Origin of the sequence: Pantoea sp. B_9, from assembly GCF_008632015.1 — a bacterium.
Classification (GTDB): Bacteria; Pseudomonadota; Gammaproteobacteria; order Enterobacterales; family Enterobacteriaceae; genus Pantoea; species Pantoea dispersa.
The window spans coordinates 689980-706639 of sequence record NZ_VWVL01000002.1 but is presented as its reverse complement, the minus strand read 5'-3'; the positions used below and the strand labels follow the sequence as shown (position 1 = coordinate 706639).

At 57.5% G+C, this 16660-nt stretch carries 13 protein-coding genes and 1 rRNA gene; 3 read left to right on the top strand and 11 right to left on the bottom strand.

The window, feature by feature from the left end; genetic code table 11:
• Positions 1-6: 6 nt before the first annotated feature.
• A 5S ribosomal RNA gene (rrf, locus tag F3I21_RS10150) occupies positions 7-122 on the top strand.
• A gap of 211 nt (positions 123-333) precedes the next feature.
• Entirely contained in the window at positions 334-1635 is a 1302-nt protein-coding gene (locus tag F3I21_RS10145) for an MFS family transporter (RefSeq protein ID WP_021506458.1), read from the top strand.
• Here the strand turns inward: F3I21_RS10145 and F3I21_RS10140 are convergent, their stop codons facing one another.
• The 5 genes from F3I21_RS10140 to trxC form a co-directional block, all read right to left on the bottom strand.
• Positions 1636-1956, bottom strand: coding sequence for a YfiM family lipoprotein (locus F3I21_RS10140; protein ID WP_059009994.1), 321 nt, complete (start codon positions 1954-1956; stop codon positions 1636-1638).
• A gap of 3 nt (positions 1957-1959) precedes the next feature.
• Positions 1960-3318: a CDP-diacylglycerol--serine O-phosphatidyltransferase gene (gene pssA, locus F3I21_RS10135; protein WP_190286083.1), complete on the bottom strand. Its 1359-nt coding sequence runs from the start codon at positions 3316-3318 to the stop codon at positions 1960-1962.
• 83 nt (positions 3319-3401) lie between these two features.
• Positions 3402-6089 carry a bifunctional acetate--CoA ligase family protein/GNAT family N-acetyltransferase gene (locus F3I21_RS10130; protein ID WP_150058796.1) on the bottom strand — a complete coding sequence of 896 codons (2688 nt, stop codon included), beginning with the start codon at positions 6087-6089 and terminating at the stop codon, positions 3402-3404.
• Positions 6090-6175: 86 nt separating this feature from the next.
• On the bottom strand, positions 6176-6868 hold the full coding sequence (locus tag F3I21_RS10125) for a tRNA-uridine aminocarboxypropyltransferase (RefSeq protein ID WP_150058795.1): 693 nt from the start codon (positions 6866-6868) through the stop codon (positions 6176-6178).
• Positions 6869-6944: 76 nt separating this feature from the next.
• Complete coding sequence (gene trxC / locus F3I21_RS10120; RefSeq protein WP_021313847.1) at positions 6945-7364, bottom strand: thioredoxin TrxC; 420 nt, start codon at positions 7362-7364, stop codon at positions 6945-6947.
• A 156-nt stretch (positions 7365-7520) separates the two neighbouring features.
• Between trxC and F3I21_RS10115 the strand changes: the two genes are divergently transcribed.
• A complete protein-coding gene (locus F3I21_RS10115; RefSeq protein WP_150058794.1) occupies positions 7521-8633 on the top strand; it encodes a tRNA/rRNA methyltransferase in 1113 nt (370 codons plus the stop codon).
• Positions 8634-8675: 42 nt separating this feature from the next.
• Here the strand turns inward: F3I21_RS10115 and emrB are convergent, their stop codons facing one another.
• The 6 genes from emrB to proV all read right to left on the bottom strand — a co-directional run bounded on the left by emrB (position 8676) and on the right by proV (position 16225).
• A complete protein-coding gene (gene emrB, locus F3I21_RS10110; RefSeq protein ID WP_021506464.1) occupies positions 8676-10211 on the bottom strand; it encodes a multidrug efflux MFS transporter permease subunit EmrB in 1536 nt (511 codons plus the stop codon).
• 17 nt (positions 10212-10228) lie between these two features.
• Positions 10229-11401 carry a multidrug efflux MFS transporter periplasmic adaptor subunit EmrA gene (gene emrA, locus F3I21_RS10105; protein ID WP_058758239.1) on the bottom strand — a complete coding sequence of 391 codons (1173 nt, stop codon included), beginning with the start codon at positions 11399-11401 and terminating at the stop codon, positions 10229-10231.
• A 149-nt stretch (positions 11402-11550) separates the two neighbouring features.
• A complete protein-coding gene (gene mprA, locus F3I21_RS10100) occupies positions 11551-12081 on the bottom strand; it encodes a transcriptional repressor MprA (RefSeq protein WP_021506466.1) in 531 nt (176 codons plus the stop codon).
• A 713-nt stretch (positions 12082-12794) separates the two neighbouring features.
• Positions 12795-13790 carry a glycine betaine/L-proline ABC transporter substrate-binding protein ProX gene (gene proX, locus F3I21_RS10095; protein ID WP_058770893.1) on the bottom strand — a complete coding sequence of 332 codons (996 nt, stop codon included), beginning with the start codon at positions 13788-13790 and terminating at the stop codon, positions 12795-12797.
• 63 nt (positions 13791-13853) lie between these two features.
• A complete protein-coding gene (gene proW, locus F3I21_RS10090; RefSeq protein WP_150058793.1) occupies positions 13854-15032 on the bottom strand; it encodes a glycine betaine/L-proline ABC transporter permease ProW in 1179 nt (392 codons plus the stop codon).
• Positions 15029-16225 (bottom strand): glycine betaine/L-proline ABC transporter ATP-binding protein ProV, encoded by a 1197-nt coding sequence (gene proV / locus F3I21_RS10085; RefSeq protein WP_150058792.1) that lies wholly within the window; start codon positions 16223-16225, stop codon positions 15029-15031. The genes proW and proV overlap by 4 nt, the downstream gene beginning before the upstream one ends.
• Positions 16226-16660: the final 435 nt, after the last annotated feature.

The window sequence follows — 16660 nt, the reverse complement described above, 5'->3', positions numbered from 1 at the left end:
AATTTGCCTGGCGGCAACAGCGCGGTGGTCCCACCTGACCCCATGCCGAACTCAGAAGTGAAACGCCGTAGCGCCGATGGTAGTGTGGGGCCTCCCCATGCGAGAGTAGGGAACTGCCAGGCATCAAACCAGTAAAAAAGCCCCGGACGAGAGTCCGGGGCTTTTTTACGTCTGGCGATCGCCAAATCCACTTAATCCTCTGCAAAATCTCTCCTTAAAACTCCAGCTCTGTCACATTTTGTCATCCTGAACGGGCACCAATCCCCCCGCGCCGTCCTCAGATGCTTTACTCATTGCTTTAGCGATGTTCTTCGCAAGGAAATGAGGTAAAAGATGACAGACTTACAACAAAAATCGGCCCAGCCGGAAGCGGCAGCCGTCAGTAAACAACGCATCTGGGCCATTGTCGGCGCGTCGTCCGGCAATCTGGTCGAATGGTTTGATTTCTACGTCTACTCGTTCTTCTCGCTCTATTTTGCTCATGTATTTTTCCCGGCCGGCGACACCACTACCCAGCTGCTGCAAACGGCCGGCGTGTTTGCGGCGGGCTTCTTAATGCGTCCCATCGGTGGCTGGCTATTCGGCTACATCGCGGACCGTCACGGCCGAAAAAGTTCGATGCTGATCTCGGTATGCATGATGTGTTTTGGTTCGCTGGTCATCGCCTGTTTACCCGGCTATGGCGAAATCGGCATTGCGGCACCGGTGATTTTGCTGCTGGCGCGCATGTTTCAGGGCTTATCGGTGGGCGGGGAATATGGTACCAGCGCTACCTACATGAGTGAGGTGGCACTGGAAGGGCGCAAAGGCTTCTACGCGTCGTTCCAGTACGTCACCCTGATTGGCGGTCAGCTGTTAGCCGTGCTGACGGTCGTGGTACTGCAACAAATCCTCAGTGATGAAGCGCTGCGCAGCTGGGGCTGGCGTATCCCGTTCTTTCTTGGCGCGGTTCTGGCCGTGGTCGCTCTGTGGTTGCGTCGCTCACTGAATGAAACCTCCGAGAAAAAGCACCGGGAACATCGCGATGCCGGCAGCATCCTTGGCCTGCTGCGTAACCATTCGCGCGCCTTCCTGATGGTGCTTGGCTTTACCGCCGGCGGATCGCTGAGCTTCTATACCTTCACAACCTACATGCAGAAATATCTGGTGAACACGGCGGGTATGGATGCGCGCAGCGCCAGTGCGTTGATGACCGGCGCGCTGCTGGTATTCATGCTGATTCAGCCGATTGTGGGTGCGCTGTCAGATAAGATTGGCCGGCGGGCATCAATGATGATCTTCGGCGCTGGCGCGGCTATCTGTACCGTGCCGATTTTGATGTTACTGCAGAATGTGCAAAGTAGCGGGCTGGCGTTCGTGCTGGTGATGCTGGCGCTGATTATTACCAGTTTCTACACCGCGATCAGCGGCATCCTTAAAGCGGAAATGTTCCCGCCGGAAGTGCGGGCACTGGGCGTGGGACTTTCCTATGCGGTAGCTAACGCTATCTTTGGTGGTTCGGCCGAGTACGTGGCGCTGTTGCTGAAGAAGCACGGCATCGAAACCACCTTCTTCTGGTATGTCTCGGCAATGGGCGCGCTGGCATTTCTGGTATCGCTGATGCTGCACCGCAAAGGCAAGGGGATTGCGCTGTGATTACTGACTCAGGTTCCACAGGGCAATGCCGCTGGCCGCGCCGGCGACATCCCAGCTAAGATCCTTCCAGCTCCAGCCGCTCCCGGCAGGGCGGCTGTCCCAGGCTTCTTTGGCTACGCCGAAGCTTAGCGAAAAGAGCAGGCCGAAGCGCAGATTTTGCCCGCGGCTCTGATGTTGATGCTGAGAGATCTCACTGCCGGCGGCAGCCAGAGCGGCAGAGGAGAAAAAGTGTTGTGCCTTATCCTGGCCGGTCCAGCTGTCCTGCGCCACATGCGCACATCCGCTACACAGTAATACCGCACAGAGGATGAGCGCACGCATCGGCTACAGCAGACGGCTAATAAGGCGATCGATACGGATGCGACGCAGACGGCGAATCAGCTTACGCACCTTTGCCGGATAATCAGAGATGCTCTCCAGCTCGCGGAAATGTTTCACCACCGTGGTGTGCTGACGGATCAGCGCCAGTTCCTTATCGCGCTGCTCTGCCAGCTGGTTGAGCGGATCGTGAATCAGCACCGCATTTTCCAGATCGAGTCGCCAGGCGCGCGGATTGAGGTTATTACCAGTGATCATCATCCACTCGTCATCAACCCAGATGCCTTTCAGGTGATAGCTGTTGTCGCCATCTTTCCACAAACGTACCGTCAGCTGGCCGTTATTGACGTAATACTGCAACCGGCTGAGGAAGCGACGCAGGTTGATTTCATACAGATAGGGCAGCGCACCGATAATCTTGAACGGCTCGTGTGGCGGAATGTAGAAATCGTTGGCGGTTTTATCGCCGACGATGATCTCGACCTCTTTGCCCTGACGCAGCAGCTGGATCAGATTGCGCACCAGAATGGCCGGCAAGTTAAAGTACGGCGTGCACAGCGTGAGCTTACGCTCGGCGCAGGGCATTAAATGGAAGATGATTTTGTTCAGCAGGCTACGTTTACCCAGCCCGACCAGCGGCGTGACGGCCAGTGATTCGTTGCCGGCATCACCGGTAAACTGATAGTTGAAGCTGCGCAGCTCCTGACGAAACTGGCGGGTTTCATTCTTGATTTCCGGGCTGGAGGGACGTTCGGCCTGGTCGAGACGGTTAACGGCCTCAGAATGTTTGAGATTCTCACCAATCCACTGAAACATGGTGTCCGCCAGCTGCGGATTACGGATCAGCTGATAACGGTCATAACGGTATTTGTCATGCTGATGCAGATAGACATCGTTCAGGCTGGCACCGCTGTACAGCAGCGTATCGTCAATGATAAAGCCTTTCAGATGCAGCACACCGAGCGCTTCACGGGTGTTCACCGGAATGCCATACACCGGAATCGCGATATCGGGATGCTGCGCCGCCATTTCGCAATACCAGTCGGCGTTCGTCAGGCCGCGCGCGGCACCGATACGGCCGCGCTGCGCACGATGCCAGTCCACCAGAATACTGACATCCAGTTCCGGGCGCGCCTGACGCGCTGCATACAGCGCCTGCATGATGCTGCGTCCGCCGTCATCATTTTCCAGATACAGCGCGGCGATGCAGATGCGTTTTTCTGCCGTGGCGATTTTCGTCAGCAGGGTTTCACGAAACTCGGCGGGCGAGTAAAGCGTGGTCACATCCGACACGGACTGTGACAGTTTAGGCAGCTGTGCGAGGTGTTGTTGGTGTTTATTGCGTTTGAATTTAGACAACATCACAGTGCACTTCTTCTCTGTTCATTGTATGGCCTTTTGCCATCAAATCATGATCCTAACGGTAAATAATAACATCAACCGGCCGGTTAAGGAGGATTTTTACCTTTCTCTACAGCCAGGCCGCCGGTGTCAGCCAGCGGTAAATTCAGGCTGACAATGCCATCATCCAGTTGAATATTCACACGAAAATTGAGTTTTCGCGCCAGGGTAATCATGCCGGTATTGTGCGGCATGGTGATACCGTTCAATTGTTGCAGGCCGTGATCGCGTGTATAGCGGATCATCTTTTCCAGCAGCCGCCTGCCCATGCCCAGACCCTTGAGGTCGGAACGCACCAATACCGAAAATTCTGCATCAATATTGTCAGCATCGGAGATGGCGCGCGTCACGCCGATGATCTCATCGGCACCGTTATGCTGGCGTACTGCGACAATCGCCATCTCCCGGTCGTAATCGATCTGCGTCATGTTCGCCAAATCGTCGTGGGTAAACTCATTGATCTCACTGAAGTAGCGATAGTAAAGGTCTTCTTTGGTGACCTGGGCGATGAAGGCACGTAGCTGCGGTTCATCCTCCGGCAGAATCGGGCGAAACAGGCAGCGCTGGCCATCTTTAAGCTGCACCTGCTCTTCCAGATGGTGCGGATAGGGACGAATTGCCAGCCGCGCCTCACTGTCGCCATGAAACGGAGCCAGCTGCAGCGTCACGTCCAGCAGGGTAAAGGTCTTGGCGGATGCCAGCAGCGGATGAATATCCAGCCGCTGAATCTCCGGACAGTCGACCACCAGGTTTGATACCTGCACCAGCAGCTGACTGAGGCCGGTGATGTCCAGCGGTCGCAGTGCACTGCGGCTGCGCACTCTGCCGCTCTTCAGTGCCTGAATTACCAGATAGCGCGCCAGCGTCATATTCAGCGGCGGCAACGCCACGGCGGCCTGCTTGTCCGGCTGCCACTCCACACCGCCTTCGCCCAGCATGATGATTGGGCCAAACAGCGGGTCATGCTCAACCACCACCCGCAACTCCTGCGCACCGGCGCGATTCGCCATACTTTGTACCAGCAGACCGTCAATGCGCGCCTGCGGATGCGTTTCACGCACGCGATCGAAGATGGCGTCTGCTGCCTGTTCAACTTCTGCCGCGCTGCGCAGATAGAGCATCACGCCCTGTACATCCGACTTATGCGCAATATCCGGCGAGCGCAGCTTGAGCGCCACCGGATAACCAATCTGGTCGGCAATCTTAGCGGCAGACTGGCTGTCGCTGGCGATCCAGGTTGGCAGCGTCGCCAGCCCGTAAGCCTGCAGTATGGGCTGCACCTCGTGCGTATCCAGCGTGGTAATGCCGCTATCCAGTGCCTGTTGCAGCAGCTGATGTGCCTCGGCGCTGTTTTGCGTCAGGCCCAGCGGCAGCGCTGGCGTTTCGCGTAGCTGTTTCTGGTTACGCCGATACTCAACCTGGTGCATGAATGCCGTCACCGTACCTTCTGGCGTGCGCCAGGTCGGAATGCCAGCCTGGGTGAATGCGCGGCGGGCTTCCTGCGAAGAGTGTTCGCCGCACCAGTTGGTCAGCAGCGTCACCTGCTTACCCCGCGGATGCGCGGCCACCGCCGCAATAATCTGCGCAGCGGTTTCACTGGCCGGAGAGACGGCGCTGGGTGAATGGATGATCATCAGCGCATCCAGTTCATGGCTGTCGAGCAACTGTGTTACGCAGGCCACGTACAGCGCGGGCGTCGCATGATCTTTCAAATCCAGCGGATTACCGCGCCCGATGCCTTCCGGCAGCAGGGCCGCCAGCGCCTGCAGCGTGGGCTCATCCAGCGTCGCCAGCTTGCCGTTACGCGCATAGAGTTCATCCAGCGCCAGCGCTGCCGGGGCTGCGCCGTTGCTGATAATCATCAGGCGCTCACCGCGCAGCGGGCGCATGTGGCTGAGCGACTCCACGGCGGAAAACAGCTCATGCGTGTCCTGCACGCGCAGCAGACCGGCGCGCTGAATGGCGGCATCCCAGGCGGCATCCAGCCCGCTGGCGGTGCCGATCATCGCCTGTGCCTGATGGCTGCGACCGCTTTTGATCACCAGAATCGGTTTATTACGCGCTGCGCTACGCGAGGCAGAAACGAAGCGCCGGGCGTCGCTCAGATGTTCCAGGTAGAGCAAAATGGCGCTGGTTTTGCCATCGCGTGCAAGAAAATCCAGCAGATCGTCGACATCAATATCCAGGCTATCGCCTAAGGCGATAAACCACGAAAAGCCCAGGTTGCGCTGTTGCGCCCAGTCGAGAATGGTGTTGGACACCGCCGCCGATTGCGAAATAAAGGCGATGCGGCCCTTTGCAATCGGTACCGGTGAGAAGCTGGCATTCAGTCCCTGCCAGGGGGCTAACAGGCCCAGACTGTTGGGGCCCAGCAGGCGCATCTGCCACTGGCTGGCACAGGCTTTCAGCGCCTCCAGCTGGCTGGCCGGCGCGGAGAGAATAATGCAGGCTTTACAGCCTTTTTCTCCCAGCTGCTGTAACAGTTCCAGATTGCGTCTGGCGTGGGTGCAGATAATCGCCAGGTCGGGGGCGAAGGGCAGGCTGGCCACATCCGGCCAGGCCAGCACGCCGCTGACCGCCTTGTATTTGGGCGTGACCGGCAACACCGGACCGCCAAAGCCGCCCGCCAGCAGGTTGCGCATCATCAGATAGCCAGCGCGGCCCGGTTTTACCGACGCACCCAGCACCGCAATTGATTTCGGTCGTAACAGCGCTTCCAGTCCACGTTGGCTCATCGTTCGCTCCTGCTCTCGGGATTGGCATGATTGTAAACGCTTTTACGCCGGTTGCCGATTTGTCGATGTCAGGCTGCGAGCCAGCTTCAGAAATTGTCTGTTTGTGCGTGTATCGGATGGTGGGGTTTGCCAGCCAGATAGGCCTGACGAAAGCGTTCAAAGTGCTGCTGCAACGCCTGCGCCGCCGGGACATCACCTGCCTGTTCCAGCAGCGCGGCGGCCACTTCGGCGGTGCAGTGCTGGCCCGGCGCATGAGCTTCGCGCAGCGTGTAGCGCGACGGTGTCGCCACATCCAGTGACATCACCGGAAAGCTATCCAGCCACGGACTTTTGCGGAACATTTTGCGCGCTTCGGTCCAGGTACCGTCGAGCATAATAAACAGCGGGGGCTTGCCGCCGGTGGGTGGCGTGGTCAGCACCTGGCGATCGGCATCGGCGTAGGCACCGGGAAAAACCACCATCGGCTGATAATCCGCCGTCTGCACTGCCGCCAGCAGCGCGGCGTCGGGCTCGGTGCGCGACCAGCCAAAGGCCTGGGTTTCCGGCAGAATGTCGGCAATCAGCCGGCCGGTATTACTGGGTTTCATTGGTTCAGTATCAAACATCACCAGGCAAAACCGGCTGCGCGCCTGTTGCGGCTGCAGGGTCGCGCACAGACAGTTTTTATGCGGCAGCAGGCAGCGCTGACAGCGCAGCACGCGGTTGCCTCGGGCGAGAAACGGGCGCGTGGCACGCGCTAAACGCTGCGCACGCAGGCGCAGGACGGCATTTTCAGACATAGCATCGCGGACAGGGAAAAACGCCAGTGTAATAGAAGGGCAAAAACAAGGCCAGCGCGTGGCTGGCCTTGGGGGATTAGAGTGATTCGTCGAGCCATTCGTTGAACGGCGCTTTCGGCATCGCACCGTTCAGCATGTCCACCATCTCACCGTTTTTGAACAGCATAATGGTTGGGATGCTGCGGATGCGAAAACGCGTGCTGAGTGCAGGTTCCGCCTCAGTGTTCACTTTCACGAAGCGCACTTTGCCGCGCCGCTCGTCGGCGACGTCTTTAAACACCGGCGCGAAGTTCACGCACGGGCCGCACCATGGCGCCCAGAAGTCGACCACGACCGGCAGATCGTCCTGCAGGTATTTATCCAGCGTGGCCGCCGTGGCATTCACCACTTCACCGCTAAACAGCGCATCGCCGCAGCGACCGCATTTGGCTCCGTCGGCCAGACGTTCCTCGGGAACGCGGTTAGTTGCCTGACAGGAGGCACATACAGTATTCATCGTCACCTCAAACCGGACCTGTAAATCTTAGGATTGGTGAACATTATGAAAAGGTTGAATGCTATGCTCAATCTGGATTAAGCAATAGGTTCAATAGTTGATAGCTAAGCGCCGACACATCAGGTAATCTTCGCGCTCTCAATGCTGGAGGAACAGATGAACGACGAATTTAAAGGCAAAAGCGGCAAGGTAAAAGTGATGTACGTACGTGATGAGGAGGGCGGTCAGAAGCCAAATCCCCGTACCGGCAAAGGCGGCCGTCCTGCTGCGCGCCAGGAAGAGAATCGTCGCTCTGGTCCTCGCAGCACCCGTAATAATGAAGAGAGCGGTCGTCCGCGCACCGCCCGTGGCGATGATGCCGGGCGTTCGCGTGGTCCGCGTGACGATAGCGCGCGCGGTCGCCGCAGCGATCGGGACGATCGCGGCTTCAGTGATTCACCGTGGCGCACCGTGTCACGTCCGCCAGTCGCCGCTGAAGCGGATGCGGGTGACGAAGCGGCCAGCAGCAAGCCGGTTATCGACCCGGAACTGATTCGCCGTCAGCGTCAGGAAGAGACGCGCGTGTATGGCGAAAACGCCTGCCAGGCGCTGTTCCAGAGCCGTCCCGAAAGCATCGTCCGTGCCTGGTTCGTGCAAAGCGTCACGCCGCGCTTCCGCGAAACCCTGCGCTGGCTGGCAGCAAACCGCAAAGCCTATCACGTGGTGGACGACGCCGAGCTGGCGAAAGCGTCCGGAACTGAACACCACGGCGGCGTGTGCTTCATTATTAAGAAGCGCATGGGCATGCCGGTGGCGGAATGGCTGCAGCAGGCGCAGAGCAAAGACTGCGTACTGGCGCTGGAAGATGTCAGCAACCCGCACAACCTTGGCGGTATCATGCGCAGCTGCGCGCACTTTGGCGTCAAAGGTTTGCTGGTCAATGATGCCTCGCTGCTGGAGTCGGGTGCCGCAGTCCGCACGGCTGAAGGTGGTGCAGAGCACGTCCAGGCGATCAGCGGTGAAAGCTTTGCTGCGGGTCTGGAAGCATTCCGCAAAGCCGGTTACACCATCGTGACCACATCCAGCCACACCGGTACGCCACTGGCGCAGGCGGCGCTGCCAGCCAAAATGGTACTGGTGCTGGGTCAGGAGCGTGAAGGTCTGTCAGACAGCGCATTCCAGCAGGGCGATATCAGCCTGTCGATTGGCGGTACCGGCAACGTTGAAAGCCTCAACGTCTCGGTCGCGACCGGTATCCTGCTCGCCGAGTGGTGGCGTCAGAACGCATAAATAAAAAAACGGGCCGCTGTGGCCCGTTTTTGTTTCTGTCACTCAGTGCGCGCCACCGCCGCCACCGCCTGCGCCAAACGGCGGACGGGCAAACCACACCAGAACCAGCAGGACCAAAAACACCCCCGCCGATGCCCAGAAGATCTCGTTAGCCGAGATAATCAGGCCCTGATTAGTAATTTGCTGGGCGATATAAGCCGACGCCTGCTGCTGCGTCATGCCCATGCTTTGCAGCTGGTCATACATTTGCTGCGAATTCGGATTGAATGGATTAACCGATTCCGACAGGTAGCTGTGGTGCATCGATTCGCGGTCTGTCCACATGGTGGTGGTGATCGACGTTCCGATTGAACCCGCCAGCGTACGCACAAAGTTCGACAGGCTGGAGGCCGCCGCCATACGCTCTGGCGGCAAGCCGGACAGCGTAATGGTGGTCAGTGGCATAAAGAAGCAGGCTACCGCGAACCCCTGGATAAACTGCGGCCACGCGGAGGCACCGAAATCCATCCCCGGCTCAAACGTATACGCACGCCAGTAGAAGCACACCGCGTACATGATAAAACTAAAGGTTACCAGCCGCCGCATATCGAGCTTATGGGCGAAGCGACCAATGATCGGCGACAGAATCACCGGAATGATCCCCACCGGCGCCGATGCCAGCCCTGCCCAGGTGGCGGTATAGCCGTATACCTCCTGGAGCAGCTGCGGCAGCAGGACGATCGAGCCGAAGTACAGCATGTAAGCCAGACTGATCGACAGACAGCCGATGGTGAAATTTCGCTTCTTAAATAGCGACAAATCGACAATCGGGTGATCGTCGGTCAGCTCCCACACCAGCAGCACGGCCAGCGACACCACCGCGACCACCGTCAGCACGATGATTTCGGTTGAGCCAAACCAGTCGAGTTCTTTACCGCGATCAAGCATCACCTGCAGAGAACCAATCCCCACCACCAGCAGCACCAGACCGACCATATCGATCGGGCGGATCTCAGTTTTGGTTTCGCGCCCGCGCAGGGTTTGCAGCGTCAGCATCACCACCACCACGCCAATCGGCACGTTGATGAAGAAGATCCAGCCCCAGTGATAGTTGTCGCTGATCCAGCCACCGAGAATCGGACCGCAGATCGGCGCAACGATCACCGTCATCGCCCACAGCGACAGCGCCACGCTGCGCTTGGCCGGCGGGTAGTTGTTCAGCAGCAAACTTTGCGACAGCGGAATCAGCGGACCGGCCACTACGCCCTGAATCACGCGGAAGAAGATCAGCATTTCCAGGCTTTCGGACATGCCGCACGCCCATGAGGCCAGCGCGAACAGAATGGTCGACCAGGTGAACAGCTTCACTTCACCGACGCGCTTTGCCAGCCAGCCGGTGATCGGGATCGAGATGGCATTCGCCACCCCGAACGAGGTGATCACCCAGGTGCCCTGCGAGTTGGACGCCCCGAGGTTACCGGCGATGGTTGGGATCGCCACGTTAGCGATGGTGGAGTCGAGTACCTGCATGAACGTCGCCAGCGACAGGGCGATGGTCATCAGAACTAACGGCGCACCTTCAAGCGGCTTTTGTGCCATAACAGCCTCCCGCGAGGTTATTGCGCGTTGGCACGGACAATGTCAGCGATCAGCTGGTTAACCGGCGCAAGGTCGATTGCCAGCGCGTTACTTTCATACGCGGCCTGGGTGCGGACATTGCTGGCCAGCGCGGCGCCATCTTTGTTCTGGGTATCTACTTTCACCAGCGTGGAGAGACCGATACGCAGCGGATGTTGCGCCACTTGCTGCGGATCGAGTTCGATACGCACCGGCAGGCGCTGTACCACTTTGATCCAGTTACCGGTGGCGTTCTGCGCTGGCAGCAGCGAGAAGGCGCTACCGGTGCCCATATCCAGACCAACCACTTTGCCGTGATACTCCACATCATCGCCGTAGATATCACTGATTACCGTGGCGGGCTGACCGATGCGCACGCCTGCCAGCTGCGTCTCTTTAAAGTTGGCGTCAACCCACAGGTTGGTGGCCGGCACCACCGCCAGCAGCGGTGTGCTGGTGGAGATCTGTGAACCGACCTGCACGCTGCGACGCGAGACATAGCCGTCCATCGGGCTGCGGATGTCGGTGCGCTGCAGCGCCAGCCAGGCATCGCGCAGCTCAGCAGCGCTCTGTTTTACCGCCGGCTGATTTTCGAGGTCGGTATTCAGAATCATCGCCTGGTTCGCGTTGTACTGCTGAATCGCCACGTCCAGCTGGGCTTTCGCCGTGGCCACGGCATCACGCGCGTGCTGCAGCTCTTCGCGACCAATCAGATTGGCGGCACCGAGCGGCTCGCGACGTTTCAGGTCGGATTCGGCCTGATCCAGCGCGGTCTGTTGCAGCTTGATGGTGGCCTGATACTGTTTGCCGTTGATCATCAGCTGGTGCGTCTGGCGCACGCTGGTGGCCAGCGCGGTCTGCGCTTTCTCGAATGCCTGCTGCGCATCAGTTTTATCCAGCGACACCAGAATGTCGCCTTTTTTCACCCGATCCGTATCCTCGAACCACACTTTATTCACGCTGCCGGAAACCTGGGCCATCACCTGCACCTGGTTGCCTGCCACGTAGGCGTCATCGGTTTCCTGGAAGTGGCGCAGCACCAGATACCAGTAAGCCAGATAACACACACCAATCACGATAAACACGATAGCCAGCAGGATCAGCGCACCTTTGCGCTTCTTCTTTTTGTTCGCGGGCTGTTGCGGGCTTTGAGCTTCCGCTGTCGCACTCATGTCGTTCTCCACGTTTGCCATTTAGTCGGGATGTGTTGATCCATCAACACGGTCGCCCGAGTCGAAAAAGCCAGCGTTTGCAACGCTGGCCGGATAAAAGGGGATTAAAATAGCGATTTCGGTGGGTGATTGTGTCGCAGTTCTTGCTATTAACGCGACAGGGAAGCGATAACCTGATCTTCGTCCATTTTATCGAGACGGTTAAGTAACTTACGCGTGATGGCTTCCAGCTGCTCCTGCTCGGTATCGGTCAGCGAAGACCACAGATACTGCAGGCTCTGATGCTGTGGTGGCAGCAGCTGACGTAAGAATTCGTTACCTTTTTCCGTCAGGTGCAGGTGCAGGCAACGGCGATCGTTGTCGCTCTCACGACGCTCGATCCAGCCGCGCTTTTCCAGTTCATCAGCGATGCGCGTCGCGTTGGTGCGGGAAGAACCCAGCGCCGAGCTCAGCTCAGAAGGCTGAATGCTCTGGTTTTCCTGCGCGTCCAGCGTAATCAGCGCCATGAATAAAGTTTCGTTAATTCCCTGCGCCTTCAACATTTTGTTGCGATTATCCAGCAGCTTACCCTGCATGTGCATGCACAGACGGGTCAGGATGATCTCCTGCAGCGGAAAATCTTTGTGGCGATTAGCACGGATGTTTAGCATCTGCTCAATGGGAGTAAACGAGCTTTCCATTAAAAACCTCTTAGTTGCAACAAATATAATAATGAGGGTGACAGATTAAGCGTAGTCATATTTTCCGCCTGTGATTGTTTGCACCGTCACACTGTCAGCACCTGGCGTTCCAGGTCGGTCCATAACCCTGGGCTCTGCGCCCTGACCAGCCGCTTTGCAGGCAAAGCCGCCATCGTCATCAATTCGCTAAGCGAAACCTTCAATGGATTGAATAATTTCGCGAGTAAAAATAACTTAGGTGAATAACTGTGTGGCTAACCATAACAAAGCCAATCATTAATGAACAGTATCGCTCACCACTTTGCATTGATCTTTACGTTTTCTAAACACTTTTCCCGGCCAGCTTTGCTGGAGTAAATCAATGGGTTAATCGACAAGGCACCGGTTAGTCCGGGTAACGCGCCAGCATCAGCGGCGTGATGAATTCCGTTCGTCGTCTGCCGTATAACCGGCACGTGGCAGGGTGAATGCCATCGATAACGCAGACTCATCCTGGCGCGACAGACCCGATGCAGGCGGCGGAAAGGAGTCATAGCTGGTGGGAAAAGCGGGTAAATAATCATATGTGGGTAATAGTAACCCAAAAAATTATTTCAATGTTGTGTTAATTAACAGGACGTACCAGTGCGCTATAGCGCACGCTTCGCTTACTGACGGGGCGGGAGGGCGGAAAATGGCGGCACCACGTGGCTGAGACGAGGTGCCGCGTGGGCTTATTTCGCCGCCGCCATGGCGTCGCTGACCCATTTATCAAATTCCGCCTGATGAGCTTTGATCCAGCCGTCAACGTGGCCGTTGATGTCCGCTTCTGAGGCGTGACCGGCATGCATTGCGGCGTTCTCGGCATTGATGTCGCCAATCGGCAGCTTCATTTCAGCAAACAGTTTTGCCGCCGCCGGATTCTTCTCCGCCCAGGCTTTGTTGGCCACGATATGCATGGTGTTCACCGGGAAGCCATAGTTGGCGCCGTTAGCCAGTCTGGTATCCACTTTGCTCTGCGCGCCTGGCAGTGAGGAGAACGGTACCTGTAACCACACCACATCTTTGCCTGGCTTCAGCACGTCGCTGACCCAGTATGGCGTCCAGGTGTAATAGAGAATCGGTTTACCCTGTTTGAAGCGCGTAATGGTGTCGGCAATCATCGCCGAGTAGTTACCCTGGTTGTGTACCACGGTATCGCTCAGTTTGTAGGCCTCGATCTGATGGTTAATCACCGCTTCACATCCCCAGCCTGGCGTACAGCCGGTCAGGTCTGCTTTGCCATCGCCATTGGTATCAAACAGTTTGGCCAGCTTCGGATCCTTCAGCTGCTCGATGTTGGTGATGTGGTACTGATCGGCGGTTTTCTTGTCGATCAGGTAACCCTGCGCGGCACCGCTGACGTAGGTGCCCTGGCGATAAAATTTATTATCACCGCCGGCGGCTTTATACATGTCGTCATGCAGCGGTTGCCAGTTGGTGGCGATAAACGTGGCATCACCGCCGGCAATGGTGGTGTAAGCCACGTTGTAATCCACTTCACTCGGCTTCTCAACGGTGTAGCCCAGCTTCTCCAGCGCGCGGCTCACCAGCAGCGTCTGGAAGGTCTCTTCGGAAATGGTACTCTGAGCCGGTTTAACGGTAATGCCTTTGCCCGGAAGGTCGGCGGCGGACACGTGCGTCGCGGCAACCGTGGTCAGGACGGCGGCGAATAGAGCTGTCTTGCGCATAGTCATTCCTTATTTTACGTGTGACGTCGGAGACGGGCGACCGCAGCGGGCCGCCCAAAGAAATCAGGCTTTTTTACTGAATGGACGCAGCAACAAACCCAGCGGCCCGCTGCTGTACCAGTGGCGGCTGCCACGGCTGCGGCTGTCGCGACCTACTGACTGCGTCAGGCGGTCGAGAATGATAGCGAGGATCACGATACCGACGCCGCCCACGCTGGCAAGGCCCATATCGAGGCGACCAATACCGCGTAGCACCATCTGGCCCAGACCGCCAACGGCAATCATCGAGGCGATGACCACCATCGACAGCGCCAGCATCAGCGTCTGATTGACGCCAGCCATAATGGTCGGCATCGCCAGCGGCAGCTGGACCTTGAACAGCATCTGGCGCGGGCTGGCACCGAAAGATTCACTGGCTTCGATCAGGTCAGCCGGCACCTGCTTGATGCCGAGTATGGTGAGACGTACCACCGGCGGCAGGGCAAAGATAATCGTCACCACTACGCCCGGCACGTTGCCGATACCAAACAGCATGACGATGGGCACCAGATAGACGAACGCCGGCGTGGTTTGCATTGCATCCAGCAGGGGCCGTATGATGCGCGCCGCGCGCTCACTGCGCGCCAGCCAGATGCCAAGCGGCAGGCCAATCAGTACGCAGAACAGCAGGGCGGTGAGCACCAGCGCCAGCGTCACCATCGCCTGGGACCAGGCACCGATCATGCCAATCAGCACCAGCGATATTAGCGTGGCGAGGCCCATCGCCGGGCTGGCAATCTGCCAGGCAATCAGTGCGAACACGATGATCGCTACCGGCGCAGGCAGTCCCATCAGCAGTTGCTGGAAGGCGCTGAGGATATAATCCACCGGCACGCGAATGCCCTGAAACAGCGGACGGAAGTGGGTAACCACCCAGTCGATGCCTTCGGTGACCCAGCGATCCAGCGGAATCAGCGTGGTGTGGAACGGATCCAGCAAACTGAAGTGCTCCGGCGCTGCGGCCGGTGCGCTGCTCAGCCAGTCGCTGCTGCTGACGGCATCGTGTCCACCACTGCTGGCAGCATCCGATGTACTGCCGGCGGCGTTGCCCCAGGCATCGGCGGCGCTGGCGCTGCTGTCAGCCGGTGTGCTGCTGCCTGTCGCGGACCACGGATCGCTGCTGGCTGCGGCGGCGTTGCTGGTGGCGGGTGGTGCGCTGGTCTGGCTGGCGCTTTCCCATGGATTGGCGTTTTGTGCACTCATGGCTGGGCTCCTTCACGATCTAAAGCGCGTAACAGCGTGCTTTTGGAAATGATACCGACGTACTGCTGATCTTCGCCGATCACCGGCACCGCACAGGGGGCCTGCGCGACGTGAGAGAGCAAATCGTTGAGCGAGGTATCGGCAGGAACCGCCAGCGGTGCGTCGAGCAGGGCGTTATCCAGCCCTTCACCGGCGGCGAGTGCCGCTTTCAGCGAGTCAGTGGAGACGACGCCGATGAATTTCTGTTTCTCCAGCACGTAGCCATATTCGCGGTCTTCATCCTGCAGCAGTTTGATCGCCGAACGCGGACCGAAACCGGCGGCCTTACGAATCAGCGCGCCGGCGCTGCGGCGGGCGATATCTTTGGCGCTGAAGACGTGACTGATATCCACGCCGCGGAAGAAGGTGCGCACATAATCGTTGGCCGGATTATTGAGGATTTCATCCGGCGTGCCGACCTGCACCACTTCGCCGCCCTGCATGATGGCGATGCGGTCGCCAATACGCATCGCTTCATCCAGATCGTGGGAAATAAACACGATGGTGCGCTGATGTTTCGCCTGCAGTTTTACCAGTTCATCCTGCATTTCCGTGCGAATTAATGGATCAAGTGCGGAAAAGGCTTCGTCCATTAGCAATATATCCGGATTAATCGCCAGCGCACGGGCTAATCCAACACGCTGACGCATTCCGCCGGAGAGTTCATCGGGCCAGGCGTGAGCATAATTTTCCAGCCCGACCTGACGCAGCGCATCGAGCGCTTTTTCCTGCCGCTCCTGCAGCGCCACGCCAGCTAATTCCATGCCGAACGCGGTGTTATTTAGCACCGTCATGTGCGGCATCAGTGCGAATGACTGGAATACCATGCTGATTTTATTTCTGCGCACATCACGCAATTCTGCGTCGGATATTTTGGCAATATTGATGCCATCAATAATCACCTGGCCGCGTGTCGGCTCGATCAGACGATTGAGAAGGCGAACCATAGTGGACTTGCCGGAGCCGGACAGCCCCATAATGACAAAGATCTCGCCTTCTTCAATGGCCAGACTGGCATTTTTGACGCCGAGTGAGAGGCCGGTTTTCGCCAGAATACTCTCTTTACTCTCGCCTTTTTCAATCAGCTTAAATGCCTTTTCGGGATGATCGCCAAATACCTTATATAAATTCTTTACTTCGAGTTTAATTGCCATGCAGTAATGAAATTCCTGGTTAAATGTCTGACTATTTCTTGTTGTACCCTGCGTAAATTTAAGCGCCTATACCGTAGCATAGTGAGATTATCTGACAACCCTTAACGGAAATATCTGGTGTGACACGTATGGCGCGACAGTGGCTAATTCCAGTGCCTGCAAGGGATGAGACGGGATAAATTTTTTCTGAATTTTTTGTGAAATTAAACCGGTTTCGGCCAGAATTATTGCCGGAAGGCGGATAAATCACGCTTAGTCAGGCGAAATATTCCGGCGATGAATGGCGCTAAATAAGTAAAATAATCACGCGCGGAATTAACCTTATTTCGGGGGGACGGCGAGAATGCTGGAGAGGAAAATGAATGGTCGGAGCGAGGTGGAATCGGCATGAAATTAACCTGGTCGGCATGAATGCCGACCCTGTGGATGTATCAT

Bases quoted from the DNA above. Each gene is read 5' to 3' on its own strand.
- F3I21_RS10130 (WP_150058796.1), bottom strand. From the start codon at position 6,089: ATGAGCCAACGTGGACTGGAAGCGCTGTTACGACCGAAATCAATTGCG.
- proX (WP_058770893.1), bottom strand. From the start codon at position 13,790: ATGCGCAAGACAGCTCTATTCGCCGCCGTCCTGACCACGGTTGCCGCG.
- mprA (WP_021506466.1), bottom strand. From the start codon at position 12,081: ATGGAAAGCTCGTTTACTCCCATTGAGCAGATGCTAAACATCCGTGCT.
- F3I21_RS10140 (WP_059009994.1), bottom strand. From the start codon at position 1,956: ATGCGTGCGCTCATCCTCTGTGCGGTATTACTGTGTAGCGGATGTGCG.
- F3I21_RS10125 (WP_150058795.1), bottom strand. From the start codon at position 6,868: ATGTCTGAAAATGCCGTCCTGCGCCTGCGTGCGCAGCGTTTAGCGCGT.
- emrA (WP_058758239.1), bottom strand. From the start codon at position 11,401: ATGAGTGCGACAGCGGAAGCTCAAAGCCCGCAACAGCCCGCGAACAAA.
- proW (WP_150058793.1), bottom strand. From the start codon at position 15,032: ATGAGTGCACAAAACGCCAATCCATGGGAAAGCGCCAGCCAGACCAGC.
- trxC (WP_021313847.1), bottom strand. From the start codon at position 7,364: ATGAATACTGTATGTGCCTCCTGTCAGGCAACTAACCGCGTTCCCGAG.
- emrB (WP_021506464.1), bottom strand. From the start codon at position 10,211: ATGGCACAAAAGCCGCTTGAAGGTGCGCCGTTAGTTCTGATGACCATC.
- F3I21_RS10145 (WP_021506458.1), top strand. From the start codon at position 334: ATGACAGACTTACAACAAAAATCGGCCCAGCCGGAAGCGGCAGCCGTC.
- F3I21_RS10115 (WP_150058794.1), top strand. From the start codon at position 7,521: ATGAACGACGAATTTAAAGGCAAAAGCGGCAAGGTAAAAGTGATGTAC.
- proV (WP_150058792.1), bottom strand. From the start codon at position 16,225: ATGGCAATTAAACTCGAAGTAAAGAATTTATATAAGGTATTTGGCGAT.